Genomic DNA, 13,184 nt, shown 5'->3' with positions numbered 1-13,184 from the left:
TCTCTTCATCCCCGGAACGGTGAAGCGCAACGAAGTGGAGCGGAACCGTGTCCGGGGCCTAGCGTAACGACTTGCGAGCGCAGCGAGCGCTTTACACTAAATGGAATATCGTCGCGCCTTCAGCGCGACTCTTTGCGCTGGGTCCCGGTCTCCCTTTCGCTCGCCATGCTCGCTCCAGGGAACCAGGAACAGAAAGCGCGCTTGCTTGTGTGCTGCGGTCCGTGTCATGGCGCGGCCGTCAGTCGCAAGCGAACGCCATGAACGATCCCATCCTCGTTGAAGTCACGCGCGGCCCGCTGGTCGAGTCCCGCCATGTCGGCGCGCTCGCGATCAGCGACGGCCAGGGCAAGCTCCTGCTCTCGCTCGGCGATGTCGAGCGCGGCGTGTTCCCGCGCTCTGCAGTGAAGGGGCTGCAGGCGCTGCCGCTGGTGGAGAGCGGCGCGGCCGATCGCTACAAGCTGACCGACGCCGAGATCGCGCTCGCCTGCGCCTCCCATCGCGGCGAGGACGCGCATGTGGAGACCGCGCGCGGCATGCTCGCGAAAGCGGGCCGCGATGAACCCTGTCTCGAATGCGGCGCCCACTGGCCGGGCGAGGAAGTCGGCCGCGCGCTTTCGGCGCGCGGGGCTAAGCCGACGCAGCTTCACAACAATTGCTCCGGCAAGCATTCCGGCTTCGTCTGCACGGCCTGCCATGAAGGCGAGGACCCCAGGGGCTATGTGAAGCCCGAACATCCTGTGCAGCGCCGCATCCGCGCCGCGATGAGCGAGATCGCGGGCGTTGCGCTCGATGAGCGCGTGATGGGCGTCGATGGCTGTTCGATTCCGAGTTACGCGACGCCGTTGTCGGCGCTGGCGCGCGCCTTCGCGCGCTTCGGCTCCGGCGAGACGCTTGACGCCACGCGCGCTGCGGCGGCGAAGCGCATCAGGAAGGCGGTCGCGGCGCAGCCCTTCATGGTGCGCGGAACCGGCGGCTTCGATACTGTGGTGATGGAGGCGTTGCGCGAGCGCGCTTTCACCAAGACCGGCGCTGAAGGCGTCTATTGCGCGGCGCTTCCCGAAACAGGCCTTGGCGTCGCGCTGAAATGCGCCGACGGCGCCGGCCGCGCATCAGAGATCGTCATGGCGAGCGTGATCGCGTCGCTGCTCAAGCTGAATGACTCGGAGCGCGCGGTGGTCGATCGCGCGCGGGCGCCGGCGCTGAAGAACTGGAACGGCATTCATGTCGGCGACATGAAGCCTTCCGCGGAACTGATGAGGGTGCTGGAGCCGCTGGAGCAGAGATAATCGACGCTTCTTCAGCTCCTTTTTTGCAGTTTCTTGAATCAAGCGAAGATGCGCTTCGCGAGTCTTTCGCTGGGCCCCGGTCTCCATTCCGTTCGCTTCGCTCACTTCATGGAACCGGGGACGGAGACAGCTTCATGGTTCGATGTTGAAGCTCTCACCGTCCCCGGATTCATGCAGCGAAGGCGAAGCCTGAGCGGAATGAAGTCCGGGGCCCAGCGAAAAAATTCGCGAAGCGGCTTCAGAAAAGTTTCTCTATACGCCGCACTTGCTAGCCATTCTGCGCGCTTCGCGCCGCTCTCGCCAGCACGAGCAACGCCTCTTCCAACCCCTTCAAGGTCGCGCGCTCTCCTGGCTTGCGCGATCTCACGCGTGAAAGCGGCAGCGAGGCGCGCGCGGGTCCCGGCATCGGCACATGGATGAACACCGTCGGCCGCTTGTCGCGCGCCTCTGCGCGCAACGAGAGCGATTGATGATAGATGGCGTTGCAGAGATAGCGCCCCGCCGTATGCGAGAGATGCGACGCCGAGCCGGCTTTCTCCAGCGCATTCAGCAGCGGCGCGGCCGGCGCTGCGATCCGTCGCAGTAACGCCGCGCCCTTCCGGCTTGCTGGCGCGGCGCTCTTACCGCCGGCGTCGGGCGAAATCGCTGAAGGCGAAGGCCGCGCGAACATTTCGACGGAAATCTTTCGCCGCCGTCCGGCGACGCCGAGATGCAGCACGGCGTCCGGCTTCGTTGTCTTCAGCACGTCAGGCAGGTCGCGCGCAACCGTCGCCCAGCGCGTCGGAAACACATGCGCCTCGATCGCGATGCCCATGCGCCGGAAACGGCCGGAGCGCGCGAGAAGGCGCGCGAGCCGATCTGTCGGATTGACGTGAATGCCGGGAAACGGGCCGAAGCCGGTGACGAGCAGCTTGAGCGGTTTCGCCATTCGATCCTCAAAGTCCCGCCAGCGCGGCGATCTGGTCGGCGGCCATTGGCGCGGACAGTTCCATCTTCGACACCGCGCGCTCGATCGCGGGAATGCGCGCTTTCAGCGCGGGATCATGCGCGAGCTTCGCCCGCAGCCTTTCTTCCACCAGCGCCCACATCCAGCGCACTTCCTGCGCGCTGCGCTTGCGACTGATATCGCCGCTCGCCGTCATGCGCGCGCGATAGTCCATGACATGCGCCCACATTTCATCGAGGCCGGTTTCGTTCGCGGCCGAGATCAGCATGACGGGCGGCGTCCACAACGAAGATTCCGGCGCGAGAATATGCATCGCCGCCGAATATTCCGACGATGCGGCGCGGGCGCGCGGGAGGTTATCGCCATCCGCCTTGTTGACGGCGATGAGATCGGCGATTTCAAGCACGCCCTTCTTGATGCCCTGCAATTCATCGCCTGCGCCAGGCAGCATCAGCACGAGGAAGAAATCGGTCATGTCGGCGACGGTGGTTTCGGACTGGCCGATGCCGACGGTCTCGATGATGACGACGTCGAAGCCCGCGGCCTCGCAGAGCAGCATCGTCTCGCGCGTGCGGCTGGCGACGCCGCCGAGCGTGCCGGCGGCAGGCGAGGGGCGGATGAAGGCCCCGCGATCGATCGCGAGCCGCGCCATGCGCGTCTTGTCGCCGAGGATCGAGCCGCCGGTGCGCGACGAAGAAGGATCGACGGCAAGCACCGCGACCTTGCGCCCCTGCGACGTCAGCAGCGAACCGAGCGCGTCGATCGTCGTCGACTTGCCGACGCCGGGCACGCCGGTCAGTCCGACGCGCATCGCGCCGCCGGTCAGCGGCAGCAGCGATTGCAGCAGCGCCTGCGCGCGGGCGCGATGATCTCCGCGTTTCGATTCGATCAGCGTGATGGCGCGCGCCAGCGCCGCCCGGTCTCCGGCGATGAGCGCAGCGCGCAATTGGTCGTCGTTCGCGGGCTGTCGGGCGGCGGCGTTCACGGGTTCGATGTAGCCGATTGCGCGCCGCGCCGCATCCGCTTGGCCGCGATTTCGCCGCCGACTTCAACAGCCGATGAACGCCGGCCTCAGCCTGCATTCAGCCGCCTTCGCTCATGATGCGCGCGTTGGATATGGAGCGGGCGATCCCGTCCGCCTCCGACGCGAAGGAGAGCGTCATGCAAGGTCGGTTTGTCACAGTGAAGCGCCTCGCCGCCGCTGCGGCGGTCGCTGGCGGCGCGTTTCTCGCGGCCTCGCCCGCCTTCGCCTGGGGCGATGGCCCGGGCTACGGCCCGCCTCCGGGCTATTACGGCCCGCCGCGCGCGGCCTTCGGCTACGCCCCGCCGCCTCCGCCGCCCTACTGGATGCGCTGGCGCCACCGTCACGGCTGGGGATGGGGTGGTCCGCGCTTCTACGGCCCGCGCTGGTGATTGCGGCGCCACGCCCGGGAAGTTTCTGAGCGAAAACGTCTTTTGACGGAAGCGCGCCGCATCCTCGCCATACTCGCTGGCGAGGGAAGCGGCGCGCTTCATTTGATTTTCACCGGTCGTTAACGGGCGGATGGGAAGCGAAGCGCCTTCTTCATCGGAGACGCCCGTGACCGCCGCCGCGCATCGCCCCAGACTGTCTGCGCTTGCCGGCGTGATCGGCCTCGCGATCGGGCTCGGCGGCTGCATCAGCTCCGGCGTCAGCGATCTCACCGGCGTCGTCGCGAGCTATTCGCCCTTCAGTTCCGCGCCTGGCGAGACGAAGAAGATTTCGCTGCTCGTCGCCTCGACCCACGAGAAGGCCAATCTCGGTCAGGCGACCTTTTCCGAGATCATCGCCACCGTGCCGCCGGGCCATAGCCCCGGCGTGATCGAGCGCCCGGTGGTGACGATGGAGTCGCCGTTGCGTCACGTCACGCTCGGCAAGCCGCGTCCGCTGTCAGGGCAGGGGCTGCAGGCGTCGGTGTCGCGCAGGCTGGCTGGTCGTCAGGGCATGTCGCGCGACGTGCTCGTCTTCGTTCATGGCTTCAACAACAGTCTCGAAGACGCGGCCTACCGGCTAACGCAAATCGTCGCCGATACGAATTTCGCCGGCGCGACCATTCTTTTCGCCTGGCCATCGCGCGCTTCGATGTTCAGCTATGTCTCGGACAAGGACGGCGCGACCGCCTCGCGCGACGCGCTCGAGAAGCTGCTGCGCGATCTCGGCGCCAATCCCGATGTCGGCCGCGTGCATGTGCTCGCCCATTCCATGGGGTCGTGGCTCGCCATGGAGTCCTTGCGTCAGGCCGCGATCGGCGGCGACGGTTCGCTCGGCGGCAAGATCGGCGCGGTGATGCTGGCGGCGCCCGATCTCGATCTCGACGTGTTCCGCGGCCAGATCGCGCGCATCGGGCGCGGCGACAACATCTCGCTGTTTGTCGCGAGCGACGATCGCGCGCTGATGATTTCGAGCCGTCTTGCAGGATTGCGCGCGCGCGTCGGCGCGCTTGATCTCTCGAACAGGGAGCAGCGCGACGAGATCGCGTCGCTTGGCGTGCGCGTCTATGATCTCACCGGCATCGGCTCCAGCGATTATATGCGCCACGGCGCGTTCGCCGAAGCGCCGCAGATCGTGCAGGTGATCGGCGCCCGCTTGAAGGAGCCGAAGATCACGGAAGGCGTCGCGACCGCATCCGCTGCCACATCAGGTCCGACCACGCCGTCACTTGGCCCGGTCGCCGCGCCGGGAACTGTAAGTCAGGAAGCGTTGGCGCCGGTGACGCCGATCGCCGCCGAGACGCAGCAGGCGCCGCCGGCGTCCACGACGGTTCAATAGAGAAAATCAGTCAGCGACAGGTGCGGCGCCGATGCGGCCGAAGCCCGGCAGCTTCAGCGCCGGTCGCCTGACATCAAGGCCGGCGACGAGGCCGAGCAGATTGAGCTCGACGCCCTCGACCCATCCCAGCGAAAATCCGAGCACGCCATAGGCCGAAGCCTGCACGCCGCTATGGCTTGGCGTCGCGCCGGCGTAGAAGCCCGTTCCTCGATAGTCCTTGCCGATGCCGGTCGGCAGAAGCGAGATGCCGCTGTCGGGGATGGCCGCCACGAGCATGGCGATGAAGCTGTTCGAATTCGGCCCCGGCCAGAGCACATAGCGCTCGAAATCATCACGCCAGCGCAGCACCGCCGCGCGCACTTTCGGAATGGCGCGCTCCGCCGCCTCGCCCTCGATCTTGCCGACGAGAATGGGCGTGTCGCCGAACCAGCGCCCGTCAGGCGCCCAGCCATTCTCGCGCACGCCGGCCCAGGAAGTGACGTCGTAGCGCGTGTAGGCCGTCGCGCCGCGCTCCTTCACCACCATCCAGTGATGATGCGCGAATACGCCGCGGCTGCGCGCCACGCGCCCGGCGAAGACATAGACCGCGGCGGGCTCGGACGTCGCCGGCGGCGGCAGGAGCGCCGCGCTCGACCAGTTGGCGCTGCGCCAGTCTGTCGGCCTCTCCTGCGAGAGGAAAATAGCCGCGTGCAGCCCGAGCGGCGCGAGATACACCGCGAGAAAGAAGATCAGGAAACGTTTGAGAATGCGCATCTGGCGGCGCTAGGCGCTCCCCAACCCGCCGAGGAAGGCGTCGAGGCAGTCGCCGATCACGTCGATGGCGTAGCCGCCTTCCTGCACGATGAGAGTCGGCAGACCAAGCGCGCGAACCCGTTCGCCGATCACGGCGAAATCGCGCGACTGGAGCTTCAGCGCGCCGATCGGATCTTTTTCATGCGCGTCATAACCGAGCGCGACGACGAGCGCGTCGGCGCCGAAGGCGCGGATTTTTGCTGACGCCTTGTCGATTGCGACCGTCATCGCATCGCCGGTCGCGCCATGCGCAAGCGGCAAATTGAGATTGAAGCCAACGCCTGCGCCAACTCCCGTCTCGCCGATATAGCCGGTGTAAAAGGGATAATAGTCGCTGGGATCGGCGTGAATCGACACCGTGAGAATGTCATCGCGATGATAGAAGATCTGTTGCGTGCCGTCGCCATGATGGGCGTCGACATCGAGGATGGCGATCTTGCTGAATTTCGCGCGCAGATGCTGCGCCGCAGCCGCGGTGTTGTTGAGGTAGCAGAAACCCGACGCGCGATCGGCGCGAGCATGATGGCCTGAGGGCCGGCACAGCGCATAGACCGCGCGTTCGCCTGCAATCAGCGCATCCGCGGACGACACCGCGGTTTCGCAGGAGCGCAGGATCGAAGTGAAGCTGTGCGGCCCCATCGGCACGGAGAGATCGCCGAGATACCAGCCCATCTGACCGATGAGCCCTTCTGCGGGGCAGGGCGGGCGCGAAGGCTCTTCAGGCCGGCCGCTCCAATAGGGGAATGTGTTCGGCCAGACTTCCGGTCCCTTCTCCGGAAGCTTTGTCCAGCGATCCCAAACCTCTTCAAGGAATTTGAGATAGGGCGCCGTATGCACCTTCGCGGCGGGCGCGACGCCATGCGCCGCCGGCCTTTCCAGCGCGACGCCGCGTGACTTCAGCGCGCCGATGAGCTTCTCCGTGCGCGCCGGCAGATCCTTCGCCGCGATCACGCGGCCGAAACGCATATATTGCTGAGGGTCATGCAGGGCTTGATCTGGGTGATAGAAGGCGCGCATGGATTCTCATATATTGCGATATTTCGCACCATCAGCCGAAGAGAGTCCTCGTGCAAGGGATTTAAGCGCGCGATTCAACAGCGCGATGTCGATCAGGCCGGTAGCTCGTAGCCAATCTCCGATTCAACGTGCAACGCTTTTTGGACTGCCGGGCGTATCAGCATGCGGTCGTGATGCGCTGCGAGATTGGGAAATTCATCATCGCCGGGCTTCAGTGAATTGCGAAAGCGCCAGTAGAGTCGGAACAGATGGATGTCGACAACCGAGTAGGCGCCGAGAGCCCACACGTTATCGCCCAATCGCCGATCCGCAATCTCATAGACTTCGCGCGCACGCTCAAGGCCGCGCCGGCGCGCGGGATGGATGGTGGAAGCAATGAACGACATCCAGGAAATCGCTGCGGCATCGGCGTCGATGTCGTTCGCTGGGAGGAGTTCAGCTTCCGGAAAGCGCTTTGCGAGATAGAACAGGATTGCGGCGACCTCTGTAAGCGGTCGGCCGTCGACCAGCAATGTAGGAACCTTTCCTTCCGGGTTGAGAGCAAGATAGGCAGGCGTCCGGTTCTCTCGGCGCGAGAATGACAGCGCGCGAATCTCGAATGGAGCGCCGGTTTCGTACAGCGCGATATGAGGCGCCATCGAACTCGATCCAGGCGCAAGATAAAGCGTCAGCAATACGTTCTCCGGTCAGTCGCGCCACGCCACACGTCGGCGCACCTGTTGACGCTATTCCGCCGCGCTCTTCTGCGCATAGCCAAGCCGCGCGTTGAGGTCGTCGAGCAGCTTCTCCGCAGCGTTCGGAATCGCAGTGCCCGGCGGGAAGATGGCGGAGGCGCCGGCCTTCATCAGCGCGTCGAAATCCTGCGGCGGGATCACGCCGCCGACGACGATCATGATGTCGGGACGGCCCTCTTTCGCGAGCGCGGCCTTCAGCTCCGGCACCAGCGTCAGATGGCCCGCTGCAAGGGAGGACACGCCGACGATATGCACGTCGTTCTCGATCGCCTGACGCGCGGCTTCATCGGGCGTCGCAAACAGCGGCCCGATATCGACGTCGAAGCCGAGATCGGCGAAGGCGGACGCGATCACCTTCTGGCCGCGGTCGTGCCCGTCCTGGCCCATCTTGGCGACGAGGATGCGCGGCCGACGGCCGTCATTCTCCTCGAAGGCCTCGACCATCCCGCGCACGCGATCCACCTGCGGCGACATGCGCCCCGCCTCCCGCTTGTAGACGCCGGAGATGGCTCGGATTTCGGCGCGATGGCGTCCCCACACCTTCTCCAGCGCGAGCGAAATCTCGCCAACCGTGGCTTTCGCGCGCGCCGCCTTCACCGCGAGATCGAGCAGGTTGCCGTCGCCGGTTCCGGCGGCGTGCGACAGCGAGTCGAGCGCGGAATCCACGTCCTTCTGCGAGCGCTCCGCCTTCAGCCGCTTCAGCTTGTCGATCTGCGCCTTGCGCACGGTCGCGTTCTCGACCTTGAGCACGTCGATGTCGGCCTCATTGTCCGGCCGGAACTTGTTGACGCCGATGACCGATTGCGCGCCGGAATCGATGCGCGCCTGCGTCTTCGCGGCGGCTTCCTCGATGCGCAGCTTGGGAATGCCGGCCTCGATCGCCTTCGCCATGCCGCCGAGCCCTTCCACTTCGCGGATATGGCTCCACGCCTTTTGGGCGAGCTCCTGCGTCAGCTTCTCCACGTAATAGCTGCCGCCCCAGGGATCGATGATGCGCGTCGTGCCGCTCTCCTGCTGCAACAGGATTTGCGTGTTGCGCGCGATGCGCGCCGAGAAATCCGTTGGCAGCGCCAGCGCCTCGTCGAGCGCGTTGGTGTGCAGCGACTGCGTGTGGCCCTGCGTCGCCGCCATCGCCTCGATCATGGTGCGCGCGACATTGTTGAACACGTCCTGCGCGGTGAGCGACCATCCGGACGTCTGCGAATGCGTGCGCAGCGGCAGCGACTTTTCGCTCTTCGGCTTGAAGTCCTTGACGAGCTTCGCCCAGAGAAGGCGGGCGGCGCGCAGCTTCGCCACCTCCATGAAGAAATTCATGCCGATCGCCCAGAAGAACGACAGGCGCGGCGCAAACGCGTCGATGTCGAGGCTGGCGGCGAGCCCGGCGCGGATATATTCGACGCCGTCGGCGAGGGTGTAGGCGAGTTCGAGATCCTGCGTCGCGCCGGCTTCCTGCATGTGATAGCCGGAGATCGAGATCGAGTTGAATTTCGGCATCTCGCGCGAGGTGAAGCCGAAAATGTCGGAGATGATGCGCATCGACCCCTCGGGGGGATAGATATAGGTGTTGCGCACCATGAATTCTTTGAGGATGTCGTTCTGGATCGTGCCAGAGAGCTGCTTGTGCGCGACGCCCTGTTCCTCGGCCGCGACGATGTAGAGCGCGAGAACGGGAAGCACCGCGCCGTTCATCGTCATCGACACCGACATCTGGTCGAGCGGGATGCCGGAGAACAGCGTCCGCATGTCGTAGATCGAATCGATGGCCACTCCCGCCATGCCGACGTCGCCCGACACGCGCGGATGGTCGGAATCGTAACCGCGATGGGTCGCGAGATCGAAGGCGACGGAAAGGCCCTTCTGTCCCGCCGCGAGATTGCGGCGATAGAAGGCGTTCGAATCTTCCGCCGTGGAGAAGCCGGCATATTGCCGGATCGTCCAGGGCTGGTTGACATACATGGTGGGGTAGGGGCCGCGCACATAAGGCGCGAGGCCAGGCCAGGTGTCGAGGAAGTCGATCCCCTTGCGGTCCTCAGGCCCGTAGATCGGCTTCACCGGAATGCCTTCGGGGGTGAGCCAGGGCTCGCCCGCGCTTCCGCGCGTGATCGCGGCGGCCGCCTCCGCGAATGCGATATCGCTGAAATTCGGGATGCGGCTCATGATGGTCTTGCAGGCCCTGGGGTTCGCGCTGATCTGACGGCCGGGAGTTTAGCGCCGGACGGACGCCGCCGCCAAGCGGCGCCTTGGCGGCGCTACTTCACGGGCTCCAGCGTGATCTTGAGCCGCGATCCCGTCGCCTCGGCATAGCGCTGGAGAGTGCGCGTCGATGGCAGCGTGCCGCCGCCTTCAAGACGCGCGACGACCGATTGGGTGGTGCCCATGCGTTTTGCGATCTCTTCCTGTGTCAGGCCCGCGCGCGCGCGGGCGGCGATCAGCGATGAGATCAGCGCGAATTCGGGTTCGAGCGCTTCGTATTCCCTGCGATAGGCAGGGTCTTTCATCCATTCCTGATGAAGCTCGTTGACGGTTTTGCCTTTCACCTGACTCTTGCCGCGCGCGCCAGCGCCAGCTCGATTTCGCGACGCGGCGTCTTTGGCGTCTTCTTGATGAACACTCTCACCACGACGACTCGTCTTTCCCGCGCCGTCACGTAGAGCGCTCGCGAGATTCCGTCCCTTCCTTTGAGCCGCATTTCCCACAGCGCATCCTCCAGATGCTTGATGTGAGGCTCGCGCACGCGCTCCAGCCCCTGCGTCGCGATCAAACTCGCGATCCATCGAAATCTCGCCAGCATGTCCTTTGGCCAGGCCGCCAGTTCGGCTTCGACGATCTCGTCCAGCGTCTCAACCGTCCAGCTCAAAATTATATCTTTTTTGCTATAATGTCAAGGTCTGGACAGGCTGTGACGAGAGCTCTCACTCGCCCACGCCCTGCGCCTCCGATAGCGCCGCGACGGCGTCGCAGCCGAGATGGATGAAGCGCGACACGCCGGCGGCATGCAGAGCGGCGTCGAGATCGGCCGGCTTGCCCGCGAGATAGATCGCGCTCGCGCCGCTGGCCTGCAGCGCCATCGCGGCGTCGGTTCCCTCGCGATGATAGATGTCGTCGGAGCCGCAGATGCAGGCGAGCTTGGCGCCGGAGCGCTTGAAGGAATCGGTCAGGGCGACGAGGTCGGTCGCGCCATCTTCTTCCGCGAAACCGTCATTGCTGACGGCCTCGATCCCGCCAGCTTCGAAGAAATTCTTCGCGAACATCGCGCGCGCCGTGAACGCTGCGAGCGCGCCGAGATTGGCGAGAAACACGCGCGGGCGATGGCCGGTCGCCGCGAGCACGCCGTCGGCGTGATCACGCAACGCTTCGTAGGGCTCGGCCAAGCGGTGCGAGGGCAATGGCTCGCACTGCTCACCATCCTGCGTCACGGCGCTCATGGCGCCGCGCGCGACGCCCGCGCTGAATTTCGCGATCATGCCGGCGAAATCGAGATGCGGACCGGACAATCTTTCGCCATTGCGCGGCTGTTCCGGCGGCTGCTCGACATCGAGCGTCGCAGGCTCGGCTTCATGAATGTTGGGAAATTCGCTTGTGCCTGTGATCGGCTCTCGTCGTGTGGCGATCGCCTTCTCACGCGCGGCGCGCGCGGCGCCGATGCGCGCCTGCAATCCGCCCGTGACGAGCGACGCGACAACGCCGCCCTCGCGCTCGATCTCCTGGAACGCGGCCCAGGCCTTCTCGCAGAGCTGATCGGTCAGCGTCTCGAAACCGCCGGCGCCGGCGGCGGGATCCGCGACTTTCGCCAGATTCGATTCCTCGATCAGGATAAGCTGCGCATTTCGCGCCACGCGCCGGGCGAAGGCGTCGGCAAGTCCAAGCGCGCTCGTGAAGGGCAGCACGGCGATGCTGTCGGCGCCGCCGATCCCGGCCGAGAAGACTGATATCGTCGCACGCAGCATGTTGGTGTGGGGATCGCGCTTCGTCACGCTGCGCCAGGCGGTTTCGGCGGCGAGCCGGATCGGCTTCGGCGTCAGCTTGCAGGCCTGCTCGACGCGCGCCCACAATTTCCGCATGGCGCGGAATTTGGCCACCGTCATGAATTCATCGGCGTCGGCGACGAGCAGGAACGAGATCGCGTCGCGCGCCTGATCGAGCGAGAAGCCGCGCGCTTCGAGCGCGCGCAGATAGGTGACGCCGGCGGCGAGCGCATAGCCAAGCTCCTGCGCCTCGCTCGCGCCGGCCTCATGCGCCCAGCGCGCGTCGCAGCGCAGGAACCGCGCGCGCGAGAAGCCTTTCTCGCGCAAGGTCGCGGCAACCTCATGCACGCGCGAGAACATCGTCTCGAATGGCGCCGGCGCCTTGCCGCGCACCGAGAAGTCGCCGATGGGGTCGAGCCCGAAGTCGATGTCGAGCGCGGCGGGATCATAGCCCGCCTTCTCGATCATTGCTGCGATCATGCCCGCGATCACGCGGCCCATCCATGGCGCCGTCTCGACGCGCAGCGAAATGAGATCGAGCTTCACGCCATCGAGCGCGCGCGCGAGATCGGCCGCGGTCTCGATGCACAGCCCATAGCCGCGCGCGCCTTGCGCGCCGGCGAGCACGAGCGACAGCGCATCAGCCCCGCCGGCGAGGTCGGCGAGCGCGAGTTCATTGGCGAGCTCCGGCGAAGGCGCGTCGACCCGCTGCATCACGCGCCAGGGGCCGGGCGCGGCCTTCGTGATCACCGCGCCATTCGCCTTGGCGTAGAGCGGCTGGATGACGATGCCGTCAGCGGTGCGCGACAGAAGCTTCTTGTCGAAATCGGCGCCTTTCAGCGCCCGCGCGACGGCGTCGCGCCATTGCGTTTCCGTGGCGGCGGGAAATTCGGCGGCGAGAGACAGACGGGTCATCGCCGCACATGATCACAGGCGGCGCGGAAGGGAAAGCAGGGCTTGAAAGCCTGAAAAGGCGCGCTCCATAATGGGGCGTAGTGGAGCGCGCCTCCCCACAGGGCGAGGGCGGGATCAGCGCGACGCGGACTGAAGCGAAAATCCCGCCCCGTCTTGTCTTCGTCAGGCGGCGAAACGGCTCGCCGCTTCGGCGACGCGCGCGCCGGCCCAACTGAGCGGGCCGCTCGCGATGTCGGGATGGCGCGCGGCCTGGGCCATCAGCGCGATATCGTTCGCGCTGCGCGGCGTCTCGCGCAACGTCGCGATCAGGGCCTGATAGCGCTGCTCGCCGATCTCGCGGCCCTTGCCGGAGAGATACATCCAGCCCGGCGCCGCGTTGTGGCGCAACGTTTCGGCGGCGGCGATGGCCGCGCGATGCGGCGCCAGCGCGAGATCCGCTTCCTCGATTTCGGCCCAGAGCCGCGCGATCGGCGTCTGCTGCGCGGTGGTTGACTGGAGTCTGGCCGCAGCGGGCGTCGCCGCGAGCGCGGCCGCGCCAACCATCGCCTTGCGGCGGCTGAAAGAAATCACTGTCATCACGATCTCCATCGCGACCCAATCAAGGCCGGGAGCCGCTCGCGACGCGGACTTAACCCGCCGCCTGAGCATTCCTCAGGCGCGAGAAATCTGCTGGCGCGATGCTGAATTCACGCTGAACGGATCGTGACGAAAAATGGCTGCCCCGCAGGCGAAACCGGGACG

At 65.9% G+C, this 13,184-nt stretch carries 13 protein-coding genes; 3 read left to right on the top strand and 10 right to left on the bottom strand.

What is annotated here, in order from left to right:
* The first annotated feature begins 257 nt into the window (after nucleotides 1-257).
* Complete coding sequence (locus L8F45_RS17065; protein WP_342359074.1) at nucleotides 258-1,286, top strand: asparaginase; 1,029 nt, start codon at nucleotides 258-260, stop codon at nucleotides 1,284-1,286.
* Between the two features lie 268 nt (nucleotides 1,287-1,554).
* Here the strand turns inward: L8F45_RS17065 and L8F45_RS17060 are convergent, their stop codons facing one another.
* Both L8F45_RS17060 and meaB read right to left on the bottom strand, forming a co-directional pair.
* Entirely contained in the window at nucleotides 1,555-2,214 is a 660-nt protein-coding gene (locus tag L8F45_RS17060) for a pyroglutamyl-peptidase I (RefSeq protein WP_342359073.1), read from the bottom strand.
* Between the two features lie 7 nt (nucleotides 2,215-2,221).
* Nucleotides 2,222-3,217 carry a methylmalonyl Co-A mutase-associated GTPase MeaB gene (gene meaB, locus L8F45_RS17055; RefSeq protein ID WP_342359072.1) on the bottom strand — a complete coding sequence of 332 codons (996 nt, stop codon included), beginning with the start codon at nucleotides 3,215-3,217 and terminating at the stop codon, nucleotides 2,222-2,224.
* 176 nt (nucleotides 3,218-3,393) lie between these two features.
* Here meaB and L8F45_RS17050 point away from each other — a divergent pair, with 176 nt between their 5' ends.
* Both L8F45_RS17050 and L8F45_RS17045 read left to right on the top strand, forming a co-directional pair.
* A complete protein-coding gene (locus tag L8F45_RS17050; protein WP_342359071.1) occupies nucleotides 3,394-3,645 on the top strand; it encodes a hypothetical protein in 252 nt (83 codons plus the stop codon).
* A 166-nt stretch (nucleotides 3,646-3,811) separates the two neighbouring features.
* Entirely contained in the window at nucleotides 3,812-5,020 is a 1,209-nt protein-coding gene (locus tag L8F45_RS17045; RefSeq protein WP_342359070.1) for an alpha/beta hydrolase, read from the top strand.
* Nucleotides 5,021-5,026: 6 nt separating this feature from the next.
* On the opposite strand, the gene L8F45_RS17040 is transcribed toward L8F45_RS17045, so the two are convergent.
* The 8 genes from L8F45_RS17040 to L8F45_RS17005 form a co-directional block, all read right to left on the bottom strand.
* Nucleotides 5,027-5,773, bottom strand: a complete 747-nt coding sequence (locus L8F45_RS17040; RefSeq protein WP_342359069.1) for a DUF3750 domain-containing protein — start codon at nucleotides 5,771-5,773, stop codon at nucleotides 5,027-5,029.
* A gap of 9 nt (nucleotides 5,774-5,782) precedes the next feature.
* Nucleotides 5,783-6,829 carry a histone deacetylase family protein gene (locus L8F45_RS17035; RefSeq protein ID WP_342359068.1) on the bottom strand — a complete coding sequence of 349 codons (1,047 nt, stop codon included), beginning with the start codon at nucleotides 6,827-6,829 and terminating at the stop codon, nucleotides 5,783-5,785.
* A gap of 92 nt (nucleotides 6,830-6,921) precedes the next feature.
* Entirely contained in the window at nucleotides 6,922-7,503 is a 582-nt protein-coding gene (locus tag L8F45_RS17030; RefSeq protein WP_342359067.1) for a glutathione S-transferase family protein, read from the bottom strand.
* A gap of 51 nt (nucleotides 7,504-7,554) precedes the next feature.
* Nucleotides 7,555-9,720 (bottom strand): methylmalonyl-CoA mutase, encoded by a 2,166-nt coding sequence (gene scpA / locus L8F45_RS17025; protein WP_342359066.1) that lies wholly within the window; start codon nucleotides 9,718-9,720, stop codon nucleotides 7,555-7,557.
* Nucleotides 9,721-9,812: 92 nt separating this feature from the next.
* Nucleotides 9,813-10,100 carry a helix-turn-helix domain-containing protein gene (locus L8F45_RS17020; protein ID WP_342359065.1) on the bottom strand — a complete coding sequence of 96 codons (288 nt, stop codon included), beginning with the start codon at nucleotides 10,098-10,100 and terminating at the stop codon, nucleotides 9,813-9,815.
* A complete protein-coding gene (locus tag L8F45_RS17015) occupies nucleotides 10,097-10,420 on the bottom strand; it encodes a type II toxin-antitoxin system RelE/ParE family toxin (RefSeq protein ID WP_342359064.1) in 324 nt (107 codons plus the stop codon). Before L8F45_RS17015 ends, L8F45_RS17020 begins: the two co-directional genes overlap by 4 nt.
* A gap of 55 nt (nucleotides 10,421-10,475) precedes the next feature.
* Nucleotides 10,476-12,443, bottom strand: coding sequence for a methylmalonyl-CoA mutase family protein (locus L8F45_RS17010; protein WP_342359063.1), 1,968 nt, complete (start codon nucleotides 12,441-12,443; stop codon nucleotides 10,476-10,478).
* A gap of 162 nt (nucleotides 12,444-12,605) precedes the next feature.
* On the bottom strand, nucleotides 12,606-13,019 hold the full coding sequence (locus L8F45_RS17005; protein ID WP_342359062.1) for a hypothetical protein: 414 nt from the start codon (nucleotides 13,017-13,019) through the stop codon (nucleotides 12,606-12,608).
* Nucleotides 13,020-13,184: the final 165 nt, after the last annotated feature.

This window comes from Terrirubrum flagellatum (assembly GCF_022059845.1).
GTDB lineage: Bacteria > Pseudomonadota > Alphaproteobacteria > Rhizobiales > Beijerinckiaceae > Terrirubrum > Terrirubrum flagellatum.
Note: the sequence above shows the minus strand (reverse complement) of the source record. Positions and strands in the feature narration are given on the sequence as shown.

Bases quoted from the DNA above. Each gene is read 5' to 3' on its own strand.
- L8F45_RS17035 (WP_342359068.1), bottom strand. From the start codon at position 6,829: ATGCGCGCCTTCTATCACCCAGATCAAGCCCTGCATGACCCTCAGCAA.
- L8F45_RS17050 (WP_342359071.1), top strand. From the start codon at position 3,394: ATGCAAGGTCGGTTTGTCACAGTGAAGCGCCTCGCCGCCGCTGCGGCG.
- L8F45_RS17065 (WP_342359074.1), top strand. From the start codon at position 258: ATGAACGATCCCATCCTCGTTGAAGTCACGCGCGGCCCGCTGGTCGAG.
- L8F45_RS17010 (WP_342359063.1), bottom strand. From the start codon at position 12,443: ATGACCCGTCTGTCTCTCGCCGCCGAATTTCCCGCCGCCACGGAAACG.
- L8F45_RS17005 (WP_342359062.1), bottom strand. From the start codon at position 13,019: ATGACAGTGATTTCTTTCAGCCGCCGCAAGGCGATGGTTGGCGCGGCC.
- L8F45_RS17060 (WP_342359073.1), bottom strand. From the start codon at position 2,214: ATGGCGAAACCGCTCAAGCTGCTCGTCACCGGCTTCGGCCCGTTTCCC.
- L8F45_RS17040 (WP_342359069.1), bottom strand. From the start codon at position 5,773: ATGCGCATTCTCAAACGTTTCCTGATCTTCTTTCTCGCGGTGTATCTC.
- scpA (WP_342359066.1), bottom strand. From the start codon at position 9,720: ATGAGCCGCATCCCGAATTTCAGCGATATCGCATTCGCGGAGGCGGCC.